Annotated in this window: 29 protein-coding genes; 6 read left to right on the forward strand and 23 right to left on the reverse strand. The window is 68.3% G+C overall.

Annotated elements, in window-relative coordinates; genetic code table 11:
• Positions 1-242: 242 nt before the first annotated feature.
• Positions 243-578, forward strand: coding sequence for a hypothetical protein (locus OG520_RS14580; RefSeq protein ID WP_406013453.1), 336 nt, complete (start codon positions 243-245; stop codon positions 576-578).
• Here the strand turns inward: OG520_RS14580 and OG520_RS14585 are convergent.
• Entirely contained in the window at positions 550-1,041 is a 492-nt protein-coding gene (locus OG520_RS14585; RefSeq protein WP_406016680.1) for a hypothetical protein, read from the reverse strand. The two genes, OG520_RS14580 and OG520_RS14585, sit on opposite strands and share 29 nt — an antisense overlap.
• Here OG520_RS14585 and OG520_RS14590 point away from each other — a divergent pair.
• The gene (locus OG520_RS14590; protein WP_406013454.1) at positions 952-1,314 is read left to right on the forward strand and encodes a hypothetical protein; all 363 of its coding nucleotides are present in this window, start codon (positions 952-954) and stop codon (positions 1,312-1,314) included. The two genes, OG520_RS14585 and OG520_RS14590, sit on opposite strands and share 90 nt — an antisense overlap.
• On the opposite strand, the gene OG520_RS14595 is transcribed toward OG520_RS14590, so the two are convergent.
• From OG520_RS14595 to OG520_RS14610, 4 genes are all read right to left on the reverse strand, one after another.
• Entirely contained in the window at positions 1,201-1,446 is a 246-nt protein-coding gene (locus OG520_RS14595; RefSeq protein ID WP_406016681.1) for a hypothetical protein, read from the reverse strand. The two genes, OG520_RS14590 and OG520_RS14595, sit on opposite strands and share 114 nt — an antisense overlap.
• Before the next feature lie 49 nt (positions 1,447-1,495).
• Positions 1,496-1,939: a hypothetical protein gene (locus OG520_RS14600; RefSeq protein WP_406013455.1), complete on the reverse strand. Its 444-nt coding sequence runs from the start codon at positions 1,937-1,939 to the stop codon at positions 1,496-1,498.
• A gap of 173 nt (positions 1,940-2,112) precedes the next feature.
• Positions 2,113-2,397 carry a response regulator transcription factor gene (locus OG520_RS14605; protein ID WP_406013456.1) on the reverse strand — a complete coding sequence of 95 codons (285 nt, stop codon included), beginning with the start codon at positions 2,395-2,397 and terminating at the stop codon, positions 2,113-2,115.
• A 461-nt stretch (positions 2,398-2,858) separates the two neighbouring features.
• Positions 2,859-3,407, reverse strand: coding sequence for an ATP-binding protein (locus OG520_RS14610; protein WP_406013457.1), 549 nt, complete (start codon positions 3,405-3,407; stop codon positions 2,859-2,861).
• A gap of 319 nt (positions 3,408-3,726) precedes the next feature.
• On the opposite strand from OG520_RS14610, the gene OG520_RS14615 reads away from it, so the two are divergent.
• Both OG520_RS14615 and OG520_RS14620 read left to right on the forward strand, forming a co-directional pair.
• On the forward strand, positions 3,727-4,578 hold the full coding sequence (locus OG520_RS14615) for a helix-turn-helix domain-containing protein (RefSeq protein ID WP_406013458.1): 852 nt from the start codon (positions 3,727-3,729) through the stop codon (positions 4,576-4,578).
• Between the two features lie 11 nt (positions 4,579-4,589).
• A complete protein-coding gene (locus tag OG520_RS14620) occupies positions 4,590-4,781 on the forward strand; it encodes a hypothetical protein (RefSeq protein WP_266414961.1) in 192 nt (63 codons plus the stop codon).
• A gap of 62 nt (positions 4,782-4,843) precedes the next feature.
• Here the strand turns inward: OG520_RS14620 and OG520_RS14625 are convergent, their stop codons facing one another.
• The 14 genes from OG520_RS14625 to OG520_RS14690 form a co-directional block, all read right to left on the reverse strand.
• Complete coding sequence (locus tag OG520_RS14625) at positions 4,844-5,500, reverse strand: OmpA family protein (protein WP_406013459.1); 657 nt, start codon at positions 5,498-5,500, stop codon at positions 4,844-4,846.
• An 8-nt stretch (positions 5,501-5,508) separates the two neighbouring features.
• Positions 5,509-6,123 carry a hypothetical protein gene (locus OG520_RS14630; RefSeq protein WP_406013460.1) on the reverse strand — a complete coding sequence of 205 codons (615 nt, stop codon included), beginning with the start codon at positions 6,121-6,123 and terminating at the stop codon, positions 5,509-5,511.
• 31 nt (positions 6,124-6,154) lie between these two features.
• On the reverse strand, positions 6,155-6,763 hold the full coding sequence (locus OG520_RS14635) for a pilus assembly protein TadG-related protein (protein ID WP_406013461.1): 609 nt from the start codon (positions 6,761-6,763) through the stop codon (positions 6,155-6,157).
• Positions 6,763-6,993: a hypothetical protein gene (locus OG520_RS14640; RefSeq protein WP_406013462.1), complete on the reverse strand. Its 231-nt coding sequence runs from the start codon at positions 6,991-6,993 to the stop codon at positions 6,763-6,765. The genes OG520_RS14635 and OG520_RS14640 overlap by 1 nt, the downstream gene beginning before the upstream one ends.
• A 245-nt stretch (positions 6,994-7,238) precedes the next feature.
• Positions 7,239-8,339, reverse strand: coding sequence for a response regulator (locus OG520_RS14645; protein ID WP_406013463.1), 1,101 nt, complete (start codon positions 8,337-8,339; stop codon positions 7,239-7,241).
• Between the two features lie 80 nt (positions 8,340-8,419).
• Positions 8,420-9,724: a sensor histidine kinase gene (locus OG520_RS14650; RefSeq protein WP_406013464.1), complete on the reverse strand. Its 1,305-nt coding sequence runs from the start codon at positions 9,722-9,724 to the stop codon at positions 8,420-8,422.
• 54 nt (positions 9,725-9,778) lie between these two features.
• On the reverse strand, positions 9,779-10,663 hold the full coding sequence (locus OG520_RS14655) for a DUF5936 domain-containing protein (RefSeq protein ID WP_406016484.1): 885 nt from the start codon (positions 10,661-10,663) through the stop codon (positions 9,779-9,781).
• Between the two features lie 14 nt (positions 10,664-10,677).
• Complete coding sequence (locus tag OG520_RS14660) at positions 10,678-11,616, reverse strand: type II secretion system F family protein (RefSeq protein ID WP_406013465.1); 939 nt, start codon at positions 11,614-11,616, stop codon at positions 10,678-10,680.
• A gap of 9 nt (positions 11,617-11,625) precedes the next feature.
• Positions 11,626-12,963, reverse strand: coding sequence for a CpaF family protein (locus tag OG520_RS14665; RefSeq protein ID WP_266414990.1), 1,338 nt, complete (start codon positions 12,961-12,963; stop codon positions 11,626-11,628).
• Between the two features lie 59 nt (positions 12,964-13,022).
• Entirely contained in the window at positions 13,023-13,421 is a 399-nt protein-coding gene (locus OG520_RS14670) for a TadE/TadG family type IV pilus assembly protein (RefSeq protein ID WP_406013466.1), read from the reverse strand.
• Positions 13,418-13,909 (reverse strand): TadE family protein, encoded by a 492-nt coding sequence (locus OG520_RS14675; RefSeq protein ID WP_406013467.1) that lies wholly within the window; start codon positions 13,907-13,909, stop codon positions 13,418-13,420. The genes OG520_RS14670 and OG520_RS14675 overlap by 4 nt, the downstream gene beginning before the upstream one ends.
• Before the next feature lie 23 nt (positions 13,910-13,932).
• Positions 13,933-15,210 carry an AAA family ATPase gene (locus OG520_RS14680; RefSeq protein WP_266414996.1) on the reverse strand — a complete coding sequence of 426 codons (1,278 nt, stop codon included), beginning with the start codon at positions 15,208-15,210 and terminating at the stop codon, positions 13,933-13,935.
• Between the two features lie 7 nt (positions 15,211-15,217).
• On the reverse strand, positions 15,218-15,925 hold the full coding sequence (cpaB, locus tag OG520_RS14685; RefSeq protein WP_266414998.1) for a Flp pilus assembly protein CpaB: 708 nt from the start codon (positions 15,923-15,925) through the stop codon (positions 15,218-15,220).
• 75 nt (positions 15,926-16,000) lie between these two features.
• Positions 16,001-16,867 (reverse strand): hypothetical protein, encoded by an 867-nt coding sequence (locus OG520_RS14690; protein ID WP_406013468.1) that lies wholly within the window; start codon positions 16,865-16,867, stop codon positions 16,001-16,003.
• 766 nt (positions 16,868-17,633) lie between these two features.
• On the opposite strand from OG520_RS14690, the gene OG520_RS14695 reads away from it, so the two are divergent.
• Positions 17,634-19,301, forward strand: coding sequence for a chitinase (locus OG520_RS14695; protein WP_406016485.1), 1,668 nt, complete (start codon positions 17,634-17,636; stop codon positions 19,299-19,301).
• Positions 19,302-19,529: 228 nt separating this feature from the next.
• Positions 19,530-21,719 (forward strand): serine/threonine-protein kinase, encoded by a 2,190-nt coding sequence (locus OG520_RS14700; protein ID WP_406013469.1) that lies wholly within the window; start codon positions 19,530-19,532, stop codon positions 21,717-21,719.
• Positions 21,720-21,760: 41 nt separating this feature from the next.
• On the opposite strand, the gene OG520_RS14705 is transcribed toward OG520_RS14700, so the two are convergent.
• From OG520_RS14705 to OG520_RS14720, 4 genes are all read right to left on the reverse strand, one after another.
• Entirely contained in the window at positions 21,761-23,236 is a 1,476-nt protein-coding gene (locus OG520_RS14705; RefSeq protein ID WP_406013470.1) for a GntP family permease, read from the reverse strand.
• A gap of 117 nt (positions 23,237-23,353) precedes the next feature.
• Positions 23,354-23,764: a RidA family protein gene (locus tag OG520_RS14710; RefSeq protein ID WP_385335071.1), complete on the reverse strand. Its 411-nt coding sequence runs from the start codon at positions 23,762-23,764 to the stop codon at positions 23,354-23,356.
• A gap of 6 nt (positions 23,765-23,770) precedes the next feature.
• Positions 23,771-24,529, reverse strand: coding sequence for an IclR family transcriptional regulator (locus OG520_RS14715; protein ID WP_351264086.1), 759 nt, complete (start codon positions 24,527-24,529; stop codon positions 23,771-23,773).
• Positions 24,526-25,569 carry a sugar kinase gene (locus OG520_RS14720; RefSeq protein ID WP_406013471.1) on the reverse strand — a complete coding sequence of 348 codons (1,044 nt, stop codon included), beginning with the start codon at positions 25,567-25,569 and terminating at the stop codon, positions 24,526-24,528. Before OG520_RS14720 ends, OG520_RS14715 begins: the two co-directional genes overlap by 4 nt.
• Between the last annotated feature and the right edge of the window lie 88 nt (positions 25,570-25,657).

Here is a 25,657-nt window from a genome sequence, read left to right on the forward strand (position 1 = left end):
GACGGGCCCCACTCCCTGACTCTCAGGGGTGGGGCCCCGGCCGCTTCTCCGCCGCGATCCGAGACGATCCGGATGGTCGATGTCGTCCGCTGAAGCGGGGCGCTTCGTACTACCCGGTCAACTCCTGTGTGTGGTAACAACCTTGATGCCACGCCTGGCGTCTGTCGTGGTGGGCGCACCCCCTCCGCACAAGAGGCGACGCACGGGCCACGGCAGACCACGGGAAGGTCAGGCACACCGCGATGGAACAGACTCAGTCAAGCCCCGAGCGCACAACACCGGAGGAGAGGAGTACCACCGAAACGTTCTATGAGGCCATGTGGGGCTCTCCCATTCCCTTCGCCGTCTTATCGGTCCTGGTGTGCGTCAAGGCGGACAATGGCGACTGGCCTTTCGGCAAGGATGTGGCGTGGTGGATCTACCTGGGCGGCTGGGTTTCACTCGCCCTGATGGGTCTGTGGGCGGTGGCCTGGCGGAGGAGTCCGAAGTGGTCGACTGCCTCTGCTGCTGTGGTGCTGCTGGCGGCGACCGGCGGGTTCCAGCTCGCGCTCAACGGATCGGCTGCCCCCTGGCACTGACCGCTGCCGTGCTCCGCAATGCGCCCAGCATCGTGTCGACCCTCCCCTGTGATGCCTCCTCCACACGTTCGAACATCGGCCTGATTCGGAATGCCACCACCACGAGTGGGACCGTGGCGGTGAGCAGCACCAGAACGCCACGCACCGGACGCGACAGCCCGGACCCGACCGTGGCGGCCCCCGCGCCCAGATAGTCCTTGCCGTCGCAGGTGGGCACTCCGGAGTGCGAGGCACGCGGCGCGCCCTGCCCCTTGCTGAACGCTGTACTGATCAAGGCCCAACCGCCGATCAGCAGCAACAGCCCGACCGCCACAGCCAACCGCAGTTCGACGGCCGGGACGTCACACGCGAGCAGCTGTTGCATCTGTGCGAGATGTCGGAACGCGAGCACGTCGATGTGCAGGTGATTCCGGTGGACCGAGGCGCTTTCCCCGGAGCCGGGCGCGCACTCCTCTATGCCCACGGCGTCGTTCCCCAGCTCGGCACCGCGCAGCTCGATTCAGCTCATGGCCCCGAGTTCATGCACGCGGATGCGCAACTGACCAATCGTAGCTCCGTTGCCTGCACAAGCGGTTCCCGGTCCGTCCGCACAGCAGAGACCATTTTCGCCAAGGCCAAGGCATTAGCCATGGTTTGCCCAGAACACAACACCCATGATCAAGAGAATTCCGCAGCCGAAGACCGCACCGATCCCAGGATTTCTGCGCTGCGCGACGACCAGGCCAAGCATCCCTAGAACTGGAATCCAGCCAGCCAAATAAACGATCCAGGCGATTTTCTGCATCAGCGGACTGGTGTCCGCCTTGAACAGCACCCATGCCACAAACACAAAGAGTGCCGGTGTGGCCCACAGGTTACGCTCGATCACTTCCTGACGTTCCGACAACAAAATCCTCCACGATCCATTTACGAATTTACTAGAAGTCGCTGATCAAGTACGAGATAACCTCGTCGACCACGTAAGCAGGCGCAGCCTTGATGGCCCACTTCAGCGGGTTCCAGTTGGACAGGCTGTCAACCCACTTCCTGAAGGCCTTACACCCTTTCTTCGCCGCCTTGATCGCAGCCTTTCCGTACTTGCTCTTGACTATCTTGTTGACCAGCTTCTTGGCTGCGCCGCCAATGCGCTTCACTCCGACATCGCTCTGCGTACCAGGGGATGCCGAACCGGCATCGGCCGACGAGCCAACACTCGACGCACCGGCGGGCAGTGCGACGCCGACTTGCACTGCCCGCACGACTGAAGCGGAAGACACGTCCGTGGAACGGTTGGCGTCCGCCGCCGATGCAGCCGGGGCCGCAGCACCGAGCGCGATCACCACAGTGAGTGCAGCAGCGGCCGTGTGCATCATGTTGCGCATCAGCACTCCTCCTGCTCGCCAGGAGGCACGGTGATTCGAAGAGTTGTGAGCGAGCGCCATGCCTTGGCCGGAATTTCCGGCTGGCGAGATGGACTCTCCGACGCGCTTTACATTTGCCGCTATTGAACCTTGGGGAGGTGACCCAAAGGGCATTGCCCTGCAGGACAGATCAGCTAGTGGTGGGCATAGGCGAACAGTGCTGCCTCCAGTCGCGAAGACACGCCGAGTTTCCCCATAATGCTGCTCAAATGAGCTTTTGCAGTACGCTCCACAACGCCGAGTCGCCAGGCAGTCGCCCGGCTTTCGGCAGCTCCTCCTATCAGCACGAGAACCTGGCGTTCGCGTTCGCGGCCAGTCAACAGCTGTGCTGCCGCCGGATCACCGGGCACGGAACCAACGCCTACTCTTGCAGTGATGTGCGGATCTATACCCGTTTCCAGGGCATCCTGCGTGGTCAAAGCAGATACACCTCCCCCATGGAGCGCCACGAGCGGCGCCCCGCCCACCCTAATCCATCTGTTCGCACCGGGAAAGGAGAATGTCAAACCACAGGGGACATATCCGACGCCTGCCGCGCCTCCGGCGCCCACTAGTCAGCAAACAAAGGGAGGGTGTCTAAAATATTGGCCAAATTTCATCCACCCTGAGACTCCTTCACTGCTTTGCAGCAAATAGATCAGCGGCTGCCCGCCTTCGCCCGGTGCCCCCGAAGCAGCCACTGCGGGCGAGCCGGCAGGCGTACAACGCGCGTGCCCCGCCGACCGCCACCGCCACCGAGAGGAACAACCCGGCTCCGACGGCGGAGCCAGTCACACAGAAGCCCCGCAGCCACACACGGTCGACGACGGCGATACCGGTGAACCCCTGCCGCCGGATCGGTGGACGGCCTCCCGTCCGCTCCTCGACCACCCCGTGGCCGTCAGCGCGGCAGCATCACCCAGGACTTGATGCCTGCACGCGGCGAAGATGCCTCGCTGACGCCCCACTCCCCACCCCAGTCGTCCACCACGGCCGACAGCAGCCAGAGTGCCCGTCGACGCCGCGTCTCGCAGAGGGCGGCCAGGTCCGGTTCGGCATGGTGCGGGTGCTGGTCCCAGACGAGGAGACGGACCGCGTCCTCCCGTTGACGCAGGGATACGTAGAGCTCCCTCCCCGGGCTCATTCTGGCGGTGACCGCGACCAGCTCGTCCACGACGTGCGTGGCTGGCCAGACGTACGGGGTGAGCCCGTGTGCCTCCAGCGCGGCGGCCACCGCGGTCCGCCCGATGAACGCGCTGCGGACGTCACCCGGCAACGTGAAACTCAGCCCGAGCCCACGCCCGGAGTGGCCTTTGGGGCGCAGATAGGGCCGGGGGTGCGACTGCGAGTGCGTTCGCAGGGTGGGATGCGGATACGGGTGCGTGAACGGGACCGGCATACGTGTCTCGGCGGCGGCCGGACAGAGTGCGGCGATCGGAGATGAGTGCATGGCTGACTCCCCTGATACGGGCGGCGAGTTGGCGGTGTCTCTCGTTTCGCGTGGGCGCGCACGGGTGGCTCACGTTGTTGTGTTGTGGACGAGCAGTGGCCTGTCTCCCTGACGCGGGACCGCCCCTCCCAGGGCAGGAGGTTGCGGGCAGGACCGCGTGATGCACTTCCGGCTCGTCTTCACTGAGTGAGCGGTGCGTGACCTAACGTAGCGTCTGAAGGGCAAAATTACCCTCTCACATTGGAGAATGAACCCTTTCGTGGCCGAGTGACACGCACACGCGGCAGACTGCCGGTGACCGCATGCGGAAAGGAACGGCATGGCAGCAAGGACGTCTCCTACCGAACGTCAGAAGCGGCTCGGCGCCGAGCTGCGGAGAATGCGTACATCGGCCGACGTCTCCGCCGAGTTCGCGGCCGGCCTGCTCGGCGTGGACCGGGGCAAGATCTCGAACATCGAGGCAGGCACCCGTCCCATCAGCCCCGATCGACTGCGCACTCTGACCTGCAACTGCGACTGCACCGACGAGAGATACGTCGATGCGCTGGTCGAGATGGCTCAGTCAGGCGGACGCAACTGGTGGGATAGATATCGAGGTTCGCTTCCCCAGGGACTGCTCGACATCGCCGAATTGGAGATGCACGCGGTACGCATGCGGGCTGCGTACTCCGTGCACATCCCCGGGCTCCTCCAGACCTCGGACCACGCCCTGTCCCTCTTCCGCGTGGTAATCCCGCAGCTACCGGAGCGAGAGGTAGCGCTGAGGCTGGCACATCGCGTGGAACGGCAGGAGGTCCTGGACGGGAACGCCCCGCCTCCGTACACAGGCATCGTCCACGAGGCCGCACTCCGAATGCAGTTCGGCGGTCGTGCCGTGGCACGCGCCCAGCTGGACCACTTGTTGAAGAAGTCCGAGCAGTCGAACATCACCTTGCTGGTCATCCCGTTCGAAGCGGGCGCCTTCCCCGGTGCCGGACAGACCGTCCTGTACGCAGAGGGGCCTGTACCTCAGCTCGACACCGTGCAGATCGACAACTCTCACGGGCCCGCCTTCGTCCACTCGGACGTTCAACTGGCCAAATACCGGGCTCACTTGGACTGGATGGAAGACATCGCACTGTCACCGGACAAGTCGCGGGCCTTCATCCACAACATCGCACGCCAACTCTGAGGGGATGACCGATGTCGGACGTCAACTGGGAAGACTCGTTCTGCGGCGAAGGGAACTCCTGCTACCGGATAGGCACCGATGAACGGGGCAACAGCTACATCGCCGTCAGCGGCGCGGAGGAGCACTTCCTCACCGACAGCCGCGAAGCGCTCCAGCAGATGATCCGCGACATCAAGGCCGGCAAGGCCGACCACCTGCTGTAAGCGCAAAGGGCCCGGCACCGCGATGCGCTCGCGGTGCCGGGCCCCTGGTGTGGCGCGGTTCCTCAGGAAGACGTGCCGCGCGGGAAGGAGACCTCCACGCGGCGGTTCTTCTTGCGGCCTTCTTCCGAGCTGTTGTCGGCGATCGGGTACTGCTCGCCGTAGCCGCGGATCTCGAAGGTGACGGTCGATCCGAGGTCCTTGACCAGAACCGACTGCACAGCATTGGCGCGTTGCTTGGACAACACGTCTCCGTGTGCCGAGGAGCCGAGATTGTCCGTGAAGCCGAAGACCCGCACCTTGGCGGCCTTCTGCTTCTTGATCTCAGCTGCGATGGCAGCGATACGGGAATGGGCGGCGGAACTCAGCTTGGCGCTGTCCTTGCCGAAGAGGACCTCGGCCTGGAGCGCGAACTTGATGTCCGCGTTGGTGTCCTCGCGACGCTCCTCGCCGCCCTCGTCCTCGATCACCTGGACGATGTCGAGCACCTTGGCCGGCGCGAGCGTGCCCCCCTCGGGCATCTTCAGGTCGGGGTCCTTGGGGTCGAGCTCGACCGGGGGCACCGACGTCGCCTCGGTGCCCGGGGGCACGCTCGGGCCGTCGTCGGCGAGCGCCGGGGCCACCCCGAACAGCGTGGTGCTCGCGACGACCACGGCTGCCGCGACGGTGAGTCCGGCAGCACCGATGGGCTTCAGTCGGGTTCGGGTTCGGGTCTGGGTCATGTCGGCCGTCACCCTGAGATCTTCAAGGAGGTCGTCGCGAACGTCGGCAGGTTGAAGTCGACCTCCGTCGTCGTGCTCGGAGGTGCCGGGAACTGCATGAAGATCGGGGTCGACTCCCCCGGCGACACCGGGAGGATGTTGGTGGTGCAGAGACAACGGCTCTCCGTGTCCCGGAGAACGTAGTAGCGCTTCTTTCCCGCCTTGTCCACCAGCGTCGCACCGGCCACGGAGTTCGGGTTGTTCTTGGCAACCGAGCTCTCCGTGCCGGCCCACGCACTGGAGTTCTGCGTCCGGTCGCTCGCGTTCTTGATCTCGCCCTGAACCGTGACGAATCCCCCGGAGTCACGCTTCACCTGATTGATCACGAGAGTCAGTCCGCTTCCCCTGATCTCGGCGAGCTTCACATTCGGGTCCACGTTGTCCCCAGCAGCGGTGTCCTCCTTCTTGGCCGCCTTGTCACCGTCCGAAGGCTTGGACGGCTCGGAGGACGGCGACGAACCGACGTCGTTCGTCTTCTCGCCACCACCGCCAGTGCCGCAGCCCGTGACGGCCAGAGCCAGGGCGGCCGCCAGGGAGACCGCAGCCACTGCCCTTCGGGACTTGGTGGAGCACCGAATGCTCATGGATTCTGGTTCCTTTACTCGTCGTTCGCCGTCAGTTGTCGACCAGGTGCACGTCGTAGAGAGTCTTGCTCACCTTGGACCAGGGCGGCGGACTGGCGGGCTCGATTTCGAGCATCTCGCCGCCCCTGCAGGTGAAGAAGTACATGTCCTGGACGCCGTCGTCATTGAAGTCCACGGACTCCCAGTCGGGGCAGCGAAACTCGATGACAGCGGTGGCCTTGGCCTTACCCACCACGTTCTCCGTATCGCGAACGACCGGCGAGTCCACCGAATCACGCCCCTTGACCTCAACCCTGATCCGGTCCCGTTGACCACCGAGCGTCGGATAACAGCCCGTGACGGTTGCCCGATTCGCCGAGGCGAGCCCATAGGCCGCAGGGCAGCCGAGAATCGGGTGGGCATTAAGAAAAGGGTCCAGCATCTTCCCGGGCAGCGAAGCGTAGAACGGCGCCCCGAACTGCTCGCGGGTCGACTGCGCGGCAGCCAGGGCTGCGGCGTCCGCGGCCCCCTGGGCTCCATTGCGCAAGGCCGAGGCCTTGCCGACGGCAAAGAATGCGAACGCGAGGAAGAGCAGGCCCGCCACCATCGCTACGTAGATGGGGAAGGCCTGCCCTGCATCGGTACGAGTACGACGCCGCATTACTTGGTCGCGATAGTGTCCACGAGCTTCTTGATCTTGTCGCTGATCGCGCTGCCGATGCCCGTGGCCACGATCGCACCGATGATCGCCACGACCACCAGGATGATGCCCAGGTACTCGAACGCCGTCTGGCCGCGGTCCATGTTCTCGTAGCGCTTCTGCATCCGGCTCACGGCGGTGTTGGCCCAGCCGTTGATGCGAACGGCGGTCTTCAGGGTGATGTCCGACATGGTGTTCCCCTCCGGGTTCGGCCGACCGGTAGCCGGCCGACTCGCACGTTTCCTGGGTGCCGCCTGCGGTACCGGCTTCCTCCTGGCCGGTGCCGCTGGCGACATGAGAAACATACGGCGACGCACCACGCTCGCCGGAGGGTCCCAGGACCCATTCCCGGGCCCAAAGCATCAGTTGGGCCTCTGACGCCGGTGCTTGCGGGGCCCCACGCCCCGCACCCGTCACCGACGAACCGTTCTCCCGCTCAACCACGATGACCACCGGCTCCCCGCGTCCCCGGTCCCGCCGTGGGAGCCGTGCCGAGCCAGCGGGCGATGGCCTCGCTGCGGCTCGCGCTGTGCAACTTGGTGAAGATGCGGTTGATGTGGTTCTTGACCGTCTTCTCGCTGATGAAGCAGGTGGCGGCGATCTGCTGATTGCTCATGCCCGACGCGATCAGCTCCATGACCTCCACCTCCCGTGAACTCAGCCCGTATTGCTGCCTGTTGAGCGTCGTGACCGGTTCCCCGGTCATGGAAGACTGTGCCATAACTGGTTGCAGATGCGAAAGACCCTGAGATGACTGGATGGGGCGCGGCGCAGGTGGAGACGGTTCGGGCTTGGGCGCGTGTGCAGGCGCACCGTGTTGCTGAGCGGAACTCGGGGCGTGGCCGTCGTAGCCGGACCCCTGGGACGGAACGCCCGTGGTCAGAGCCGTCCCGAGCCCCTCGGGAAGCGGTCGTCCCAGCGGGCCTGGGCCCTGGCGCATGTGGGCCAGCAGGGCGTTGGCCGCGGTGGCCGTGAAGTGGGCGCGGCCGTCCTTCGTGTCGCGTACGGCCTGCACCAGCTGGTCGGCCGTGAATTCGCCGTGGACCAGATAGCCGCCGGCGCCGAGGCGCAGGGCCTCGTGGACGATCTCGCTCTCGCGGCTGTACGTCAGCATCATGACTGGTGCGACCCGTACGAGGTGGGGCAGCGCGGAGATGCCGTCGACGCCTGGCATACGCACATCGAGCAGGACGACGTCCGGGCGGTGCAGTACGGCCATGTCGTAGGCCTGGCGGCCGTCCGCGGCCTCCGCGACGACCTCGATGTCGTCGCGGCCGGAGAGCAGGACGCCGAGGCCGGCCCGGACCACCGGGTTGTCGTCGGCGACGACGACCCGCAGAGCTCCGGGCACGGGTATGGGCGGCGCGGGGAAGGGAGGCATGGACTCGGATGCCGCGGACTGCTGGGGGACGGGGGTGGTGAGCGCATACGAGCTGGGCTCCGGGTCGAGCGGAGTGACGTGCGAGGACGTGTGCGGGAAGGCGTGGTTCTGCGCTGCCCGGTTCTGGCCCGACGCGCGGGAGATGTCGTCCGGCATCTGCGACCTCCTCTCAGGGTGTCATGGGGGGTGAGGGTGGAGTAGGAACTGTTCGGTTCGATTGCTGTTCAGCCGAGTTGCTATCCAATTGCGGGGACATCGAGAGCGGCGATCGGAAGTTCCAGGCGTACTTCGGTGCCTTTGGCCGCCTGGCCCTTTCCGATACGGATGCGGGCGCCGATGGATGCGGCGCGTTCGACCATGCCCACCAGGCCGAAGTGGCCGGCGTGGCGAAGGTCGTCCAGGGTGATTCCCGCGGGTAGACCTCGTCCGTCGTCGTACACGCTGACGCGCAGGACATCACCCTTCACGCCTGCGAGTACGACGAGGTAGGTGGGTTGTGCGTGGCGGTGGGCGTTCTCCATCGCTTCGGAGGCGATGGTGAGCAGCTGACGCGCGACGGCCTGCGGGACGTGCGGGATCGGTGCCTCGTCGAGGAGTCGGAAGGTGGCCGTGAGGCCCTGACGCCGGGTGAAGTCCGCGGCTCGGGCACGAAGTTCGCGCACTACGTCCACGCCTCCGTCGAGTCCGGACTCGCGGCGCAGGTCGGAGAGGAGCTCGCGGGACTCGGCGGCGGCCCGGCGGGCGGCGCGGGCGACCAGTTCGGCCTGGTGCTTGACGACGAGCGGGTCCACGCGGTCGGAGGAGCGGGCCAGGCCGTCGGCGGCCAGGGCCAGACCGTGCAGGGTCTTGGCCACCGAGTCGTGCATCTCCCGGGCGAGTCGCGTGCGTTCGCCCTCGATGGCCTCGCTGACGGCGAGCCGGGCCCTGGTCTCGGTGAGGGCCTGGCTCGCCGTCCCGAAGCGGAGGAGCAGATTGCGCAGGGTGACGCCGACGGCGCCGGCGATCACGCAGAAACCGGGGAGCAGGAGCGCCGTGGCGTCGGCGGGCTGCAGTTTCGGGTTGGTTCCGTACACCCCGAGGACGATGACGATCTGGAGTGCGGCGAAGACCGCCGCCCCGCGCCAGCCGTAGACAAGTCCGGCCAGCAGGGGGGTGCAGACGGTGACATAGGCGAGGGTGGACTCGGGACTGGCGGTGATCAGCAGCAGGGCGCCGAAGAAGGCGTCTATGCCCAGCAGCCAGGGGTGGCGCAGGAGTACGGGGCCGAAGCGATCCCAGTCGCGGAACAGGACGTACGAGCCCATGAACGTGACAAGGATGGCCGAGCCGATCAGCCAGGTGGCCGGACCCGACGCGGTGTGGCCGATCGCGAACGGTGTGGCTATGGCGATCATTGCGAGCCGGAAGCCGAAGACCTGCCGGCACATCGCCTGGAGGGCGTTGAGCTGGATCGCGAACGCCGGGCGCGATCCGGGATCGGTGATGGCCCGGCGCACCTCCGCGTTCAGTCCGGTCTGGATGCCGCCGAGTTGGAAAGACATGAGCCTGTCACCTCCCTCTGACCGTCCTGCCCGCCGTCCGCGTCGTTCACGTCATCAGCCCGTGAGGAAGCTGAAGTCGACGTTGGCCCCGTAGACGAAGCCGACGGTCAGCAGCACCAGGGTGCCGGGGAGAAGGAAGGTGGTGACGGCGAAGGTGGCCTTGGGAACAGCCCTGGCCGCCTTCCGGCGGGCATTCTGGGCGTCCGTGCGCCGCATGTCGTTGGCTATCTGGATCAGTGTCTCGACGATCGGTGCGCCGAGTTCCTCACCCTGTTGCAGCGTGGTCACGAACATCGCCACCTGCTCCGAGTCATTGCGCTTGCGCAGCTGCTCGAACGCCTCACGGCGGCTGACGCCCATATCCATCTGGCGCAGTGTGATGCGGAGTTCGTCGGCCCAGGGGCCCTCGTACTTCTCGGCGACGCGTCCCAGAGCCTGGCGGAAGCCGAGGCCCGCCGACACGACGACGGCGAGCACGTCGAGGAAGTCCGGGAGCGTCCGGTCGATGTGGTCACGGCGGACGCGGACCGCCGACCAGAGGCCGACCTCCACCCAGAAGATACCGAAGGCGATCAGCACCAGGGAGAGAAAGAGCTGCCCACGTATGATCATCGTGAACGCACCGAGCCCGCCGAGGGCGCCGTAGACGGCGCGACGTGCGGCGTAGCGGTCGAGGGTCAGACCGCCCGGGTTACCCGCCATGTCGATCTGGCGGCGCTTCTTGTTGACGGCCTTCGGGCCCATCATCCGCAGGACCGCGGGGGCCCAGCGCATGCCCAGCCGGTCGATGCCGGAACCGACCGCGCTGGTGCGGGTCGCGCCGACCTCCAGAGCGATGGCCAGGTCACCGGGGAGCTTCGCGTCGGCCCGGTACATGCGAATGCCGGCGATGGCGCCGTACACGGCCAGAGCCATGCCGCCCGCGAGCAGCAGGTCCATGTGCGCCCCGCCCATCAGACGTCGATCCGGGACAGACGGCGGATCACGATGAATCCGATCGCGTAGAGGGTGATGGCGATGACCACCGCGACCTGGCCGATGAAGGCACCGGTCATGCGGTCGAGGGCACCGGGCATGACGGCGTTCATCAGGAGCATGGCGCCCAGGCCGAAGATGGGGACGGCGTAGGCGGTGACGGTGACCTGGGACAGCTGCGTCTTGACCTCGCGCCGGGTCTCCTTGCGCTCCTCCAGCGTCTCGGTGAGGTTGCGCAGGGAGCTGACGACCGTACCGCCGGCCCGGTTGGACAGGACGAGGGTGGTGACGAGGACGACGAGTTCGCGGGAGGGGAGCCGGTCGGTCAGCTCGCTCAGCGCGTCGTCGAGAGGTTCACCGACGGCGAGGCGCCGGGAGACCCTGGCCAGTTCCTCGCCCGCCGGGTCCTCCATCTCGTCCGCCGCCATGCTGATGGAGGTACGCAGCGCCAGGCCGGCCTGGGTGGCGTTGGCGAGGATGCGGGCGAGCTCGGGAAGCTGGTTGATGAAGCGTTCGGTGCGCTTGGTCCGCTCCCAGTTCAGGAAGGCGTTGGTGCCCCAGAGGCCGATCAGGGCGGCGACCGGGCCGAAGAAGCTGGCGAGCATCGACGAGGCGATCATCCAGAGCCCGGCCATCGCGGCGAGCGAGCAGACGAAGAACTCACCCGGGGTGATGTCGAGGCCGGTGGCGGCCAGCTTCAGTTCGAGCTTCCGGCCGAGGCCGGTCCTGCGCAGCCTGGCGTCGAGACCGCGGAACCGGCGGTGCCGCCCGGTCTCGGGGATGTGACCGGTGTACGACAGGCGGTCCACCATGGCGTCCCGGTCGGCCTTGCCGCCGGAGTAGGCGTGCAGGCCCATGACGCCCGTGACGCCGCAGAGCAGCGTGGCACCGATGCTGAGAAGAGGAAGATTCGTCATGGCACGTACCTAGTTGGCCTCTCGGGTGGCGAGCTGTTCGGCGGATTCGGCGACCCCGAAGGCCTGCGGGACGGGCTGGCTGGCCATGTAGAGACGCTCGGCGATCTTGCGCGGGATCGGGAGGTACTTGAACTCGCCGTGGATCCGTCCTTCGGCGTCCATGGGCTGGGCGTCGAACCGGGCAACGGACACGATGCGGTAGGGGTCCCTGCCGTGCGAGTCGAGAACGGCGATCTCGGTGATCTTTCGGGAACCGTCGGCGTGCCTGGTGAGCTGGACGATGACATCGACGGCGCTGTTGATCTGGTCGTGCAGCGCCTCGAACGGGATCTTGATCTCGGACATCGAGGCCAGGGTCTGCAGACGCATGAGCGCGTCCTCGGCGTTGTTGGCGTGCACGGTGGCGAGCGAGCCGTCGTGACCGGTCGACATCGCCTGGAGCATGTCGAGCGATTCGCCACCACGGACCTCACCGACGACGATGCGGTCGGGGCGCATACGCAGGGAGTTGCGGACCAGGTCACGGATGGTGATCTGGCCCTTCCCCTCCACGTTCGCCGGCCGGGACTCCAGCCGGATGACGTGGCTCTGCTGGAGCTGGAGCTCGGCGGAGTCCTCGATGGTGACGATGCGCTCGCTGTCGGGGATGAGGCCGGAGAGCGCGTTGAGGAGGGTCGTCTTCCCGGTACCGGTGGCTCCGGAGACGATGACGTTGAGTTTGGCCTGGACGAGTCCGGCCAGGAGGATCAGCATCTGCTCGTCGAGCGAGCCGACGTTGATCATTTCCTGGAGCGTGAAGGCCCTCGGGAACCGTCGGATGGTGAGCGTCGCGCCGGTCAGCGACAGCGGCGGGATGATCACGTTGACACGCTCACCACTGGGTAGACGCGCGTCGACCATGGGGTTCTGCTCATCCACACGACGGTTGACCGTCGACACGATGCGCTCGATGGTCTGCATCAGCTGCTCGTGCGAACTGAAACGCATGGGCAGTTTCTCGACCTTGCCGCTGCGCTCGACGAAGATCTGGTCCGGCCCGTTCACCATGATTTCGGTGATGGACGCGTCTTCGAGCAGCGGTTCCAGGATGCCGAGGCCGAGGGCCTCGTCGACGACCCGGCGGATCAGCTGGGTGCGTTCGACGGTCGAGAGGACCGGACCCTCACGGCTGATGATGTGACTGAGTACGCGCTCCAGCCGGGCCCGCCGGTCTGCGGCGGCGAGCGAGGACATCTCGGCCAGGTCGATCTCTTCGAGCAGCTTGGCGCGGTAGGACGCCACCATGTGGCTGTCTTCCCGCGCCCCGCCGTTCTTCTCGGGGGCGGTCATGCGTGCCCGCAGACTCATTGCGTAACTCCTCGCTCAGACGTGCTTGTGGTGCTCCGGTCGTGCGATGCGGGCCCCGCTCACCCTCGCGGCATGGTGGAACTGCGCTTGGCCCAACCCCAGTCGTCGATACCGGGCACAACGGAGGGGATCCTCACGCGAGTGGTGTACGTCACTTTTCCGGTCCCGCCGTGGCGACTGAACTTCGCGTTCTTGTAGCTGCCGAGCCAGTCACTCATCGCCTCGCGCCCCGCCCGCTCGGAGTCCCCGCGCGGCACGTCCTGGCTGGCGGAACGCGCCGCTGTGCGGGCGCCGGTGCCCGCCTGGCTGGCGGCGTACGCGGCGACCCCCAGCTGGATCGCGAAGAGACCCACCAGAAGCATCAGCGGGATGAAGCCCATGTACTCGATGGCGACCTGCCCGCGGTCCCGGCGGGACGCGGCGGTCCTCCGGCCCGGTGTGTGCGTGCGCATGCTCATCGCTCGGCCTCCAGCGGCGACGCGGCGTTGCCCTCGATGGTCATCGGCAGGTTGAAGACTCCGGGCACCAGGACCGGCACCCGCAGCTTCACCGTGGCCTTGTACAGCCCGGACGAGTCATCGCACTTCGTCCGCTTCATCGCCTCCCGCCACACCTTCGGCAGGTTCTTCTCGGCCGCTTCCCGGCAGGCGCGGCCCCGCGAGCCCTCCGAGATGGCCCCCGTGTGCGCGGCCTCGTCCGCCGAGTTCCCCGCCAGGGAGAACGTGTAGCCGATCAGCGCGCACTGCCAGAGCGCGACGCACAACAGGATGATCAGCGGCGTGACGCCCAGGAACTCGATCGCGGTCTGACCGCGGTCACGCCCCCGGCCGAGCAGCCGGGCGCGCATCCGTCCCTGTGTCAGGCCCCGCTCGGGCGGACCCGCCGGGGCGGCGTCACCGTAACGCCTTCCCCGTATCTCCGTGTCTTTCGTCTCGGTAAGTGCCATTGGTCAACTTGCCCCCTAGGTCGTCAACGGTTCCGGGAGTCGCCGTCACGGTCGCGTCGGCGCCCGATCGAGCCTCGGTCGTTCTTGAACTTCGCGCCGCTCTTCGCGCCGTTCTTTTCCGCCTTCTCAGGAACCTTGACGATGCCGAGCTCGCCCGCAAGGGCCCAGAGGGCCTGTTTGACGGTGCTCTTGGAGTCGAGTTCGTGCAGCCGGCCCGCGTCGACGACGCTCTGGAGCTCCTTGAAGTTCGCGGGAACGGCGGTGTTGGCCGTCGTGGTTCCGGTGATCTTCTCGATCAGCTGCGGCTGGATCTCGGTGTTGCGGATGAAGCGGTTGACAAGGGTGACCGTGTCCTCGGCCTTGCGGATCTGGAGCCGTTCCCACATCCGTACGACCCGCTTCGCACCGCGCACCGCGATCACATCGGGTGTGGTGACCAGCAGTGCCGTGTCGGCCATCTCGATGGCCGCCGCGCTGGCGCCCTGGAGCTGGCTGCCGCAGTCGATCACCACGACCTCGTAGCGTGAGCGCAGGGCGCTGACGATCTGCCGGGCCGAGCGGTCGCTGACCTCCTCGGCGCTCTCGCCCTCGCTGGGCGCCAGCAGCAGCGCCAGGCCGGTGCCGTGGCTGAACACGGCGTCGGACAGGACGCGCGGCGATATGTCGGTGATCGTCGACAGGTCGACGATGGAACGCCGGAACTGCACATCGAGGTACGAGCCGATGTCACCGGCCTGGAGGTCCAGGTCGACCAGGGCGACGTTGCGCCCGGACGTCTGGGCCGCCAGGGCGATCTGTACGGCGGCGACGGTGGTCCCGACGCCGCCCTTCGCTCCGCTGACGGTGATGACCGTACCGCCGGGGCCGGTGAAGACATCGGCCCCGGTGGTCAGGTGGCGGCGGACGCCGACGGACCATTGGGCCGCGGATTGAACCCTGCTGGCCAGTTCTTCGTAGCTGAGGGGGAGGGTGACGACGCCTCGCGCACCCGATTCCATCGCGGACGCGAACAGGCCGGGGGTGACATCGGCGGTGATCAGCACGACCCCGATGGCGGGGAAGCGCAGCGAGACCTCCCGGATCAGTTCCAGGGCCGGCACCGGTCCGATCCGCTCGTGGACCAGCACGACCTCGGGCAGATCGTCGAGCGATTCGCCCGCGAGCCGGGCGAGGGTGTCGATGAGCTGGGTCGAGTCGGTGACCGGAGCGGCCGGCTCGGCGTCGGGGAGCTGGCTGAGCAGGGTGGTGACGGATCTGGCCGCGTCGACGTCACCGACGGCCGGGAGGATCCTCGTGGTCATTCGATCCTCACTTGTCCTTGTCGAGCGTGTAGGTGCGGTCGCCCGGACGGATGGTGCTGTCGCTGCCGGAGGCGAGGAGCGCGAGGCGTACGTGCTCCGCGAAGGACTCGGCGTAGGCGATGCGCTGGGTGTCGAGCGTGTTGAGTGCGAAGGTGATCGGGACGGCCTCGGTGCCCATGTTGGACTTGCCGTCCTGGCTGGGCTCCAGGGCGGTCAGCTTGCCGACGTCCAGGACCTTGGCGTTGGAGACGATGACCTTCGACTGGGACGGGTCACCATCGCGTTCACCGGGGAAGGTGGCGTAGATGTTGACGGTGGCGCCGGGGGTGATCTTGCCCGCGACGCCGGTGGCGGCGTCGATCATGATGGCGATCTCCTGCTCCCCGGGCTGCAGTTCGGGGCGGCGCTGCATCATGTCGGACTGGAGCAGCGAGCCCTTGCGCAGCTGGGTGACGGCGATCTTGCCGTTCACCTCGGAGAGATCGGTGACCGCGTTGTGGGAGAGCCAGCGCTTGGGCATCGAGATCTTCTCGAACTGCCCGGAGGACAGCGCGGTATAGGGCGCCACGTCGGACCTCAGCTGGTAGGCCGAAACCTCGGGCCCCACCTTGGAGTTGACATCGCTGATCACCGAGAGCACGCCGGCGAAGGCGCCGAAGGCGCACAGAACCGACAAAAGCAGGAGTATCACGCCGCGGCGCTGACGGGAGTTCATGGGCCGGACAACCTCGTTCGATTCGGATGCGTGGGGCAGCGGACAGAAGGGCGTCTACGGAGGAAAGCGGAAGCGCTAGGACTGCGGTGGTGCGAGCGCTTCATGGCTGAGGACACCGGCGGTGTGCATTCGGTTCTCGGCCGCGGGTAGCGGGGAGGAGCAGAACCCGCAGCGATCACCGATGAGTTCCATTCGGCACCAGCGGCAGTTCTCACGGCGTACGGAGGACACCAATTGGTACAGGACGGAGATGTCTGGCAGGTAGGCGGCGAATTCCACCAGTTTTCCGGTTCCCCACCATGCCGGGGATTCGGACGGAAGTGCGGACTCATGAATGGACTGGACCTGCCACGCGGGCGCGAGGGTCTCCTTCACCCACTCCGACTGCGACTGCCCTTTGGCGGTCATCAGGTGGGTGGCGAATTCCGGACCGGTCGGCGGGTCGGCCTTCGGGCCGACCCTGACGAGCTGCGGCTCGGGTCCCGCGACCACGGCGAACTGGGAGCCGGGCACCCAGGACTTCGCATGGGTCCTGAGGTCGACCGGGACCCGGTCGAACTTGGTGACGGAGTGGAGCAGGGCGCCGGCGTGGATGTAGTGCGTCAGCAGCCGGGCGGCGGAGGCGACCACTCCGGGGCTGAAGTCACAGATGGACAGCTGGCGCAACTGCCTGACGAGTACGGCGACGCCCAGCGGCGGGAGGTCCACCTTGACCAGGGCGATGCGGTCGCTCTCCAGGACCGAGCGCACGGAGTAGAGCCGGCGCTCGTGGGCGGGCGAGATGCCGGTCGGGTAGACGGCCACGACATAGCCGTGCTGTTCGAGCAGCACATGCATGTCACCGATGGCCATCTCCAGCGCCTGGGCATCGGGCGCCTGCAGCAGGGCGGCTGTCGGTGTCTGCTGATCGGTCGGAGGTAGTACCAAGTCAGCACTGGTCACTGCTATTGCGGTCGGCACGCTGTTCCCCGTTTCGGCTTCCGGCCGGACGCCGGTCATGACGTCGGCCGCAATCGCTCCTGCTCCGCGGTTCTGCCTCAGCACTTTATCCACGTCCTACCTGGCAGAGAACACTTTTCGGAGGCCAGTCCGACAACGTGTGCGAGGCGCCCGCGTAACGCCCGCGTGCTAAATCGGATCAAATCGAAAATCGTCAACTTCTGTACAACTGCGGAGGGTTACCGGTCCACCTTCCCGTCACCTGGGGCCGGGAATTCATCTCCGCACGTCAGCACGGATGCGGAACCTCCCGCACCACCCCCCGCGGAGGGCCGGTCCGTCACTGTCCGAGCACTCCCGCGGCATCACCCGCGCGGGACCCCGAGAGGTCAACAAAACGTCAATTCACAGGCGCGCCGCCTGGACTTCGGGGTCCCGCGGAGGGCTTCGCGGGACGGAAGCGGAGCGCGTACGGACCGACTCGGCGCACTCGATCGCCGCAGGTCTCGTTGCCAGAGGTCTTGACAACTTGATTGGTCTGGACCAGTTTATCGGCCAGCGGTGGCCACCGTTCCTCAACTCCACATCCCCTTCTTCTCCCCGTCACCTCCCGGACGGCCCGGAGTACCGCCGGTCCACCCCGCCGGCTCGTCCCGGGTACGCCCGGCAGGCATCCCCAACTCCCCCACGGAGGCAGCAAGTGGAACGTTCCCCCCTCAGCGGCCACAGAATCCACGGGCGCCGCGGCCGGGTCCGGATCGGCGCCGCCATGGCCGTCCTCGCGGCCGGCGCGCTGACCGCCACGGGTCTCGCCGGAAGCGCCCAGGCCGCCGACATCAACGTCGCCAGGAACGCGGGCTTCGAGTCCGGCCTCGCCAACTGGACCTGTACCGGCGGCAGCGGCGCCACCGTCTCCTCCCCCGTGCACGGTGGCACCGCCGCTCTCAAGGCCACGCCGTCCGGTCAGGACACCGCGCGGTGCGCCCAAACCATGGCCGTGAAGCCCGATTCGACGTACACGCTCAGCTCCTGGGTGCAGGGCGGGTACGCGTACCTCGGCGCCAGCGGTACCGGAACCACCGATGTGTCGACCTGGTCGCCCGGCTCCGGCGACTGGACCCAGCTCACCACCAGCTTCAAGACCGGCCCGAAGACCACCTCGGTCGAGGTCTACACGCACGGCTGGTACGGGCAGGCCGCCTATCTGGTGGACGACGTCTCGGTCAACGGCCCCGACGGCGGGGGCGGCACCGCCCCGGAGCCGACCGTCCCGTCCGCCCCGGCCGGGCTCGCGGTCGGCGCGACCACCTCCTCCTCCGTGGCCCTGTCCTGGAACGCGGTGTCCGGCGCGACCGGCTACACCGTCTACCGGGACGGCCAGAAGGCGACCACGTCCACCGGGAGCTCGGCGACGGTCACGGGGCTGGCCGCCGACACGGCGTACCAGTTCGCGGTGACCGCCACCAACGCGGCCGGTGAGTCCGTCAAGTCGACCACGGTCAGCGGCCGTACGGCCAAGGAGGGCGGCGGCAACCCCAACCCCGGCACCTCCGTCCCCAAGCACGCGGTGACCGGCTACTGGCAGAACTTCAACAACGGCGCGACCGTGCAGAAGCTCAGCGACGTGCCCGCGAACTACGACATCATCGCGGTCTCCTTCGCCGACGCCACGAGCACACCGGGCGCCGTCACCTTCAACCTGGACACGGCGGGCCTGAACGGCTACACCGTCGACCAGTTCAAGGCCGACATCAAGGCGAAGCAGGCGGCCGGGAAGAACGTCATCATCTCGGTCGGCGGCGAGAAGGGATCCGTCTCGGTCAACAGCGACGCCTCCGCGACCAACTTCGCCAACTCGGTCTACTCGCTCATCCAGGAGTACGGCTTCAACGGCGTCGACATCGACCTGGAGAACGGCCTCAACTCCACGTACATGACGAAGGCACTGCGCTCGCTGTCGCAGAAGGCGGGCTCCGGTCTCGTCATCACGATGGCCCCGCAGACCATCGACATGCAGTCCACCGGGGGTGAGTACTTCAAGACGGCCCTCGGCATCAAGGACATCCTGACCGTCGTCAACATGCAGTACTACAACAGCGGTTCGATGCTCGGCTGCGACGGCAAGGTCTACTCGCAGGGCTCGGTGGACTTCCTCACCGCGCTCGCCTGCATCCAGCTGGAGGGCGGCCTCGCCCCCTCCCAGGTCGGACTCGGTGTCCCCGCCTCCGCCAGCGCCGCGGGCGGCGGCTACGTCTCCCCGTCGGTCGTGAACGCGGCCCTGGACTGCCTGGCCTCCGGCACCAACTGCGGCACGTTCAAGCCCTCGAAGACGTACCCGGGCATCCGCGGTGCGATGACCTGGTCGACCAACTGGGACGCCAAGTCGGGCAACGCCTGGTCGAACGCGGTGGGCCCGCACGTGCACGGCCTGCCGTAACCACCGATCCGCACACGCACGGCCCGCCGTGACCACCGGCCGGCATCAGTGACCAGCAGCGCCGCCGCTCCCCCGGCGGCGCTGCTGCACCTTCCGGGTCCCGGCGGCCGACCCGGCCCTGTCCCGGACCCGCAACAGCCTGCCCGGGACCGCGAAACTTCCATGGCTGTTCGGGCATGTTCATGGCACCGTTGTGGGGCGCGGTGGCGGTGCGACAGGGGGAGGGACATGGCCGGGGCGCGGATTCAGACGCTGGGCGGGGACGATCCGGCGGTGCTCGGGCCGTACCGGCTGATCGGACGCCTGGCGTCCGGCGGCATGGGGCGGATCTATCTGGCCCGCGGCGGCGAGCGCGGCGGGCGGGGGCTCGTCGCCGTGAAGACGCTGCTGGCCGAGGGGACCGTCAGCGAGATCGACCGGCGGCGCTTCGCCCGCGAGGTGTCGCTCGCGCAACGGGTCGACAGCGCGTACACGGCTCGCGTACGGGACGCCGACCCCGACGCCGAGCGGCCGTGGATGGCCATCGACTACATCGCCGCACCGCCGCTCTCCGAACTCGTGCGCAGCTGCGGGGTGTTACCCGCTTCGGCCGTACGGTGGATCGCCGCCGGGACCGCGGAGGCACTGGTCACTCTGCACGGAGTGGGCATCGTCCACCGCGATGTGAAGCCGCAGAACGTGCTGCTGCCGCTGGAGGGTCCCCGGGTCATCGACTTCGGCATCTCGCACGCAAGTGACCTCACGCTCACCGGCCTCACGCTCGGCACGATCGCCTTCACCTCCCCCGAACAGGCCCGTGGCGAGGCGTCGACCGCCGCATCCGACGTCTACTCCCTGGGTGCCACGCTGTTCCTGCTCGCCACCGGGCGGGCGCCCTACCGCGCGGACGGCGACACGCTGCGGCTGCTGGCCCGTGTCCAGCGCGGCGAGCTCGACCTCGACGGTCTGCCGAAGGAGCTCGTCGCGACGGTCCGGCCCTGCCTGGCCGTCGACCCGGCCCGGCGCCCCGAGCCCGCGGAGCTGCTCGCCCGGTTCCGCGAGGACCAGGCCGGTCTGCCCGCTACGCACAGCGGCACCCGGTGGCTGCCGCCGCGATGGACGGCGCTGATCGGCGCGTACGCGACACAGGGCCTGGAACTCGCGAACGACCGCCACGCGCACCCGGTGGCCCCGACCGTCGACCAGCGCACGAAGGTGGTGCCGCCCCCGCCCCCGACACTGGTCTACCCGCCGGAGCGCGAGGCCCGCGCGGCCCGTGACCGCGCCCGCCGCGAGCGTGCGAGGCAGGACCTGGCGGTGCTCGCGGAGTTGGCGGAGCGGCAGCGGGCGGAGCAGGCCGAACGGGAACAGGCGGAGCGCGACCAGGCCGAACGCGTCGAACGGGAGCGGGCGGAACGGGAACGCGTGGAGGCGGCCCGGCTGGAGGCCGAGCGCGTCGAACGGGAACGGGCCGCGCAGGAGCGGGCCAGGCGCGAACGGGCCGAAAGGCAGCGCGCCGAGCAGGCGGCCCGTGCCGCTCGGGCGCGTGCGGCCTCGTCCACCACCGCCTCGTCCACCACCGCCTCGCCCACCCCGGGCACGACGCGCGCGACGCCCCCGTCGGCCGCGCCTTCGGGCGGCTCCTCGAACTGGGGCTGGCTGGTCGCCGTGGCCGTCGTCGTCGCCCTGGTGGTCTGGCAGCCCTGGGAGGCGGGGAAGGGGAGCGGCAGCGGGGCGTCCTCCGCCGGCACCACCAGTGCCGGCGCCGTCACCTCCGGCAGCGGCCTCGACACCCATACGGACGGCAGCGGCGGCGACTCCGACAACTACGGCGACAGCGGTTCCGGCAGCGGCGGCGACAGCACCGACGACTCCGGCGGCGGCACCGAGGAGTCGTCACCCACCCCCACGCCCACCCCCACTCCGACTCCGACTCCCACTCCGGACGCCACCGACCTGGCGTTCGCGGCGGTGCGCGCCGGTGACTGTCTCGACGTGTACAACGACGGGCACGGCAACATGAGCGCCACCAGCCCGGTCCGGGTGGGCTGCCGGGCGTCGAACGCCTACATGCATGTCAATCGCGTCAGCACCGCCGCCGGGGCCTCAAGCTCCTGCGACAGCGGGCCGGGCTTCACCTGGTGGCGCAAGTCCGGTGCGGACGGTGTCGTGAGGACGCTCTGCCTCGACCGCGTGTACCAGGTGGGCCAGTGCTTCCCCGCGCAGGTCAAGGGGGCCACCAACGCCGATCTGACGGTGGTGTGGGACTGCAACGCGTCGACCGTGCCCCGGGCCGGCCAGTCGATCCTCCGGATCACCGGCTACTACAAGGCGCCCGCGCCCGGCACGAACTGGACCTGTCCGGCCGGGCGCGGCGAGCGGTTCTGGTACTGGCCGGTGAACAACGGCCGGAGCATCATCTGTGCGTCGGGGGCCTGAACCGGCCCGGTGCGGCGCCTCCGGCACGATCCGGGCAGGCCTTAGATCACCAGGCTGAGCAGCGCCGCCACCGCGAACCCCGCGACCGACAGGACCGTCTCCAGGACCGTCCAGGACTTCAGGGTGTCGCGTTCGGAGATGCCGAAGTACTTCGACACGATCCAGAATCCGCCGTCGTTCACGTGCGAGGCGAAGATCGAGCCGGCCGAGATCGCCATGATGATCAGGGCCAGATGGGCCTGCGAGAGGTCCTGGCCCTCGACCAGGGGGACGACGATGCCGGCGGTGGTGACGATGGCGACCGTCGCCGAGCCCTGGGCGACGCGCAGCACCACGGAGATCAGCCAGGCGAGCAGGATGACCGGCAGTCCGACGTCGTTGAAGGTCTTGGCGAGGGCGTCCGCGATGCCGCTGGCCTTGAGGACGGCGCCGAACACACCACCCGCGCCGACGACCAGCAGGATGTTGCCGACCGGCTTGAGGGACGAAGTGGACACGGCTTCCAGGGACTTGCGGGACCAGCCGCGGCGGATGCCCAGCAGGTAGTACGCCAGCACCAGCGCGATCGTCAGGGCGACGAAGGGGTTGCCGAAGAACTCGATGACGGAGCGCGGGGTGGAGGGGTCCAGCGCGATGGAGGAGAACGTCGCGGCAAGGATCAGCACCAGCGGGGTGCCGATGATCGTGAGTACGGTGGCGAGCGCAACCGGCTCCTCGCGCGGGGTGACCCCGGCGGCCCGCTGCTCGGCGACGACCGCGGCCCTGGCCTCCTCGGCGGCCTCGACCATGTCCTGCGGTACCGCGACGAATATTCGCTTCCCGATCCACGCGGCGTAGCCCCAGGCGGCGAGGACGGACGGGATGCCGACGACGATGCCCATCAGGATGACCCAGCCGAGGGAGACGTGGAAGAGTCCGGCGGCGGCGACCGGTCCCGGGTGCGGCGGCAGGAAGGCGTGGGTCATCGAGAGGCCCGCCAGCAGCGGCATCGCGTAGAGCAGGATCGACTTGCCCGAGCGTTTGGCGGCGGCGTAGACGATCGGCGCGAGGACGAAGATGCCGACGTCGAAGAAGACCGGGATGCCGAAGACGAGGCCGGTGAGGCCCATGGCGAGCGGGGCGCGCTTCTCGCCGAAGAGGTTCAGCAGACGGCTGCTCAACACCTCGGCGCCGCCGGAGACTTCGAGGATCGAGCCGAGCATCGTACCGAGGCCGATGATGATCGCCACATGGCCGAGGATGCCGCCCATGCCGGATTCGATGACGGAGACGGCGGCGGACTTCTGGACCGTGCCGAAGAGTTCGGTGACGGAGAGACCGGCGCCCAGGCCGACGGCTATGGAGACGGCGAGCAGCGCGACGAACGGCTGCAGCCTGACCTTGATGATCAGGAAGAGGAGAAGCGCGATTCCGAGGGCGGCGACGGTCAGCAGACCGGCGGTGCCGTCGATCAGCGGAAGGATGCCACCGGTGTGGGGCGGTGTCTCGGCCGGTGGTGGGGTTGCGGCGAGCAGCATGCGTAACTCCGTTGTCGGAGACGGTTTTCGGGTGTGGGGGAGCGCGGCACGGCGCTCCTGCGAAGCGGAGCGCCGTGCCGCGCGCATGGAGCGGGAGCGGCAAGTGGATCAGCTGGTTCAGCCGAGGACCGCGAGCGCGTCGATCTCGATGAGCAGGCCCTTGGGGAGGCCGACGTAGACCGTCGTGCGGGCGGCGGGGGCGGCCTTGAGGTCCTGCTCGCCGAAGTAGGCGTTGTAGATCTCGTTCATCTCGGCGAAGTGGTCCACGTCCGTGAGGTAGACGCGCATCATCATCACGTCGTCCCAGCTCGCGCCGCCCTCCTCCAGGATCGCCTTGACGTTGGCGAAGGTCTGGAGGGTCTGCTCGCGCAGCGTCGGGCCGGCGGGGGTCGGGGCCTGGCCCTCGACTGCGGGCAGGAAGCCGACCTGGCCGGCGACCTGGAGGATGTTCCCCTTCTTCACCCCGTGCGAGAACTTCGCGGGGGGCGTGGTGTGGGTGCTCGGGGTGAGGGCGATCTTCTCGGTCATGGCTGTTCAGGCTTTCTTGGGTCGGGTGGTGCCGGAGTACTCCCGGCTGATGGAGTCGGCGGTGCGGCGCACCAGCGGGAGCAGGGTGAGGAGTTCCTCGGCCGTGACGACGACATTGGGCGCGGAGACCGACATCGCGGCCACGACCCGCCCGTCCGCCCCCCGGATGGGGGCGCCGACGCAGTTGATGGACTCCTCGTGGCCGCCGAGGTCGGTGGCCCAGCCCTGTTCGCGGACGACGGTGAGCTCCTTGAGGAAGGCACCGGCGTTCGGGGTCGAACGGGACGTGTACATGGGGTAGTCGAGCTTCTCGGCGATGGCGCGCCGCTCGGGCTCGGTGAGGTCGGCGAGGAGCAGCTTCGCGACGGCGGCGACGGTGATCGCGACGGGCTTGCCGATCCGCGAGTACATCCTGACCGGGTAGCGGCTCTCGACCTTGTCGATGTAGAGGACCTCCTGCTCCTCGTACACCGCGAGATGCACGGTGTGACCGCAGCTCTCGTTGAGTTCGACGAGGTGGGGGTGGGCGATCTCCCGTACGTCGAGGTTCTCGACGGCCTCCTGCGCGAGGGCGAAGAGGCGGGCGCCGAGGCGGTAGCGCTGGTCCTGCTGGCGGTAGACGAGTCCGTGCTCGTGGAGCGTACGGAGCAGACGCAGCGCCGTGGACTTGTGGACGCCGAGCCGCTCGGCGACCTGGCCGAGGTCGGCGGGTCCCTGGGCGAGCAGCGGCAGGATGCTCAGCGCCCGGTCGACGGTCTGACTCATGTCGTACGTACCTCCTGGTCGTCCCCCGTCCACCCGGGGCCGAGACGAAGTCTCCCCCAGGCCTCGTCGTCCAGGGCGGCAAGGGCGTCGGCGTGCGCGCGGGCCGGCGGGGCGGTGAGGTCGCCGGGGACGGTGAGGACGGCGGCGGCCATGAGGTGGCCGTGCCGGACGCGGTCGCGTACGGGGAGGTCGCGGAGGGTGGCGGAGAGGAACCCGGCGGCGAAGGCGTCGCCGGCGCCGACGGGCGCGACGACGTCCACGCGGAGGGCGGGGACGGTGGTGACGTCTCCGGCGTCCGAGAAGACCGTCGCCCCGGCGGATCCCCGCTTCACGACCAGGACGGACGGCTCCGGCAACGCCGCGCGGATCGCCTCCGCGCCCGTCACCCCCCACGCCTCCTCCGCCTCGTCCTCGCCGACGAAGACCAGGTCGCTGCGGCGGGCCAGGTCGAGGAGCACCCCGGGGGACGCGTCGGCGTCGCGCCACAGGCCCGGCCGGTGGTTGACGTCGAAGGAGATCAGCGGGCGGCCGGGCCGGGGCGCGGTCAGGTCGTGGAGCAGGGCCAGGCAGTCGGCGGAGAGCGCCGCGGTGATGCCGGACAGGTGCAGGACCCGGGCCGCGGGCAGCGTCTCGTACGGGATGTTCCGCGGGGACATCGCGGACGCGGCGGACCCGGCCCGGTAGTAGGCGACCTCGTGCACATCGGCGGCCCGGTCGGTCGCGGTGCGGAAGTAGATCCCGGTGGGCCGCGACGGATCGCGCCGCACACCGGAGGTGTCGACCCCGTATCCGGTGATCGCCTCGACGAGATGGTCACCGAACCCGTCCGCGCCGACCCGGCTGACCCAGGCCGCCCGGTGCCCGGCGGCGGCCAGCGCGCAGGCGACATTGGACTCGGCGCCGCCGATGCCGCGGCCGAAGGAAGGCACGTCGGCGAGGCGTCCGGGCTGCGACGGCAGGAACGTCACCATGGACTCGCCGAGGCACACGACTTCGGCGGCCGTGGCGGCTTCGGCGGTCCTGGCCGGGGTTCCGGGCACTCGGGGCTCCTCGCGGGTTGGGCGGTTCGGCGGTTCAGTAGGGGGCGGTGCGGCGGTTCAGTGGTGGGGCGGTTCGGCGGGCAGTGGT

It is taken from the genome of Streptomyces sp. NBC_00984, from assembly GCF_045162475.1.
GTDB lineage: Bacteria > Actinomycetota > Actinomycetes > Streptomycetales > Streptomycetaceae > Streptomyces.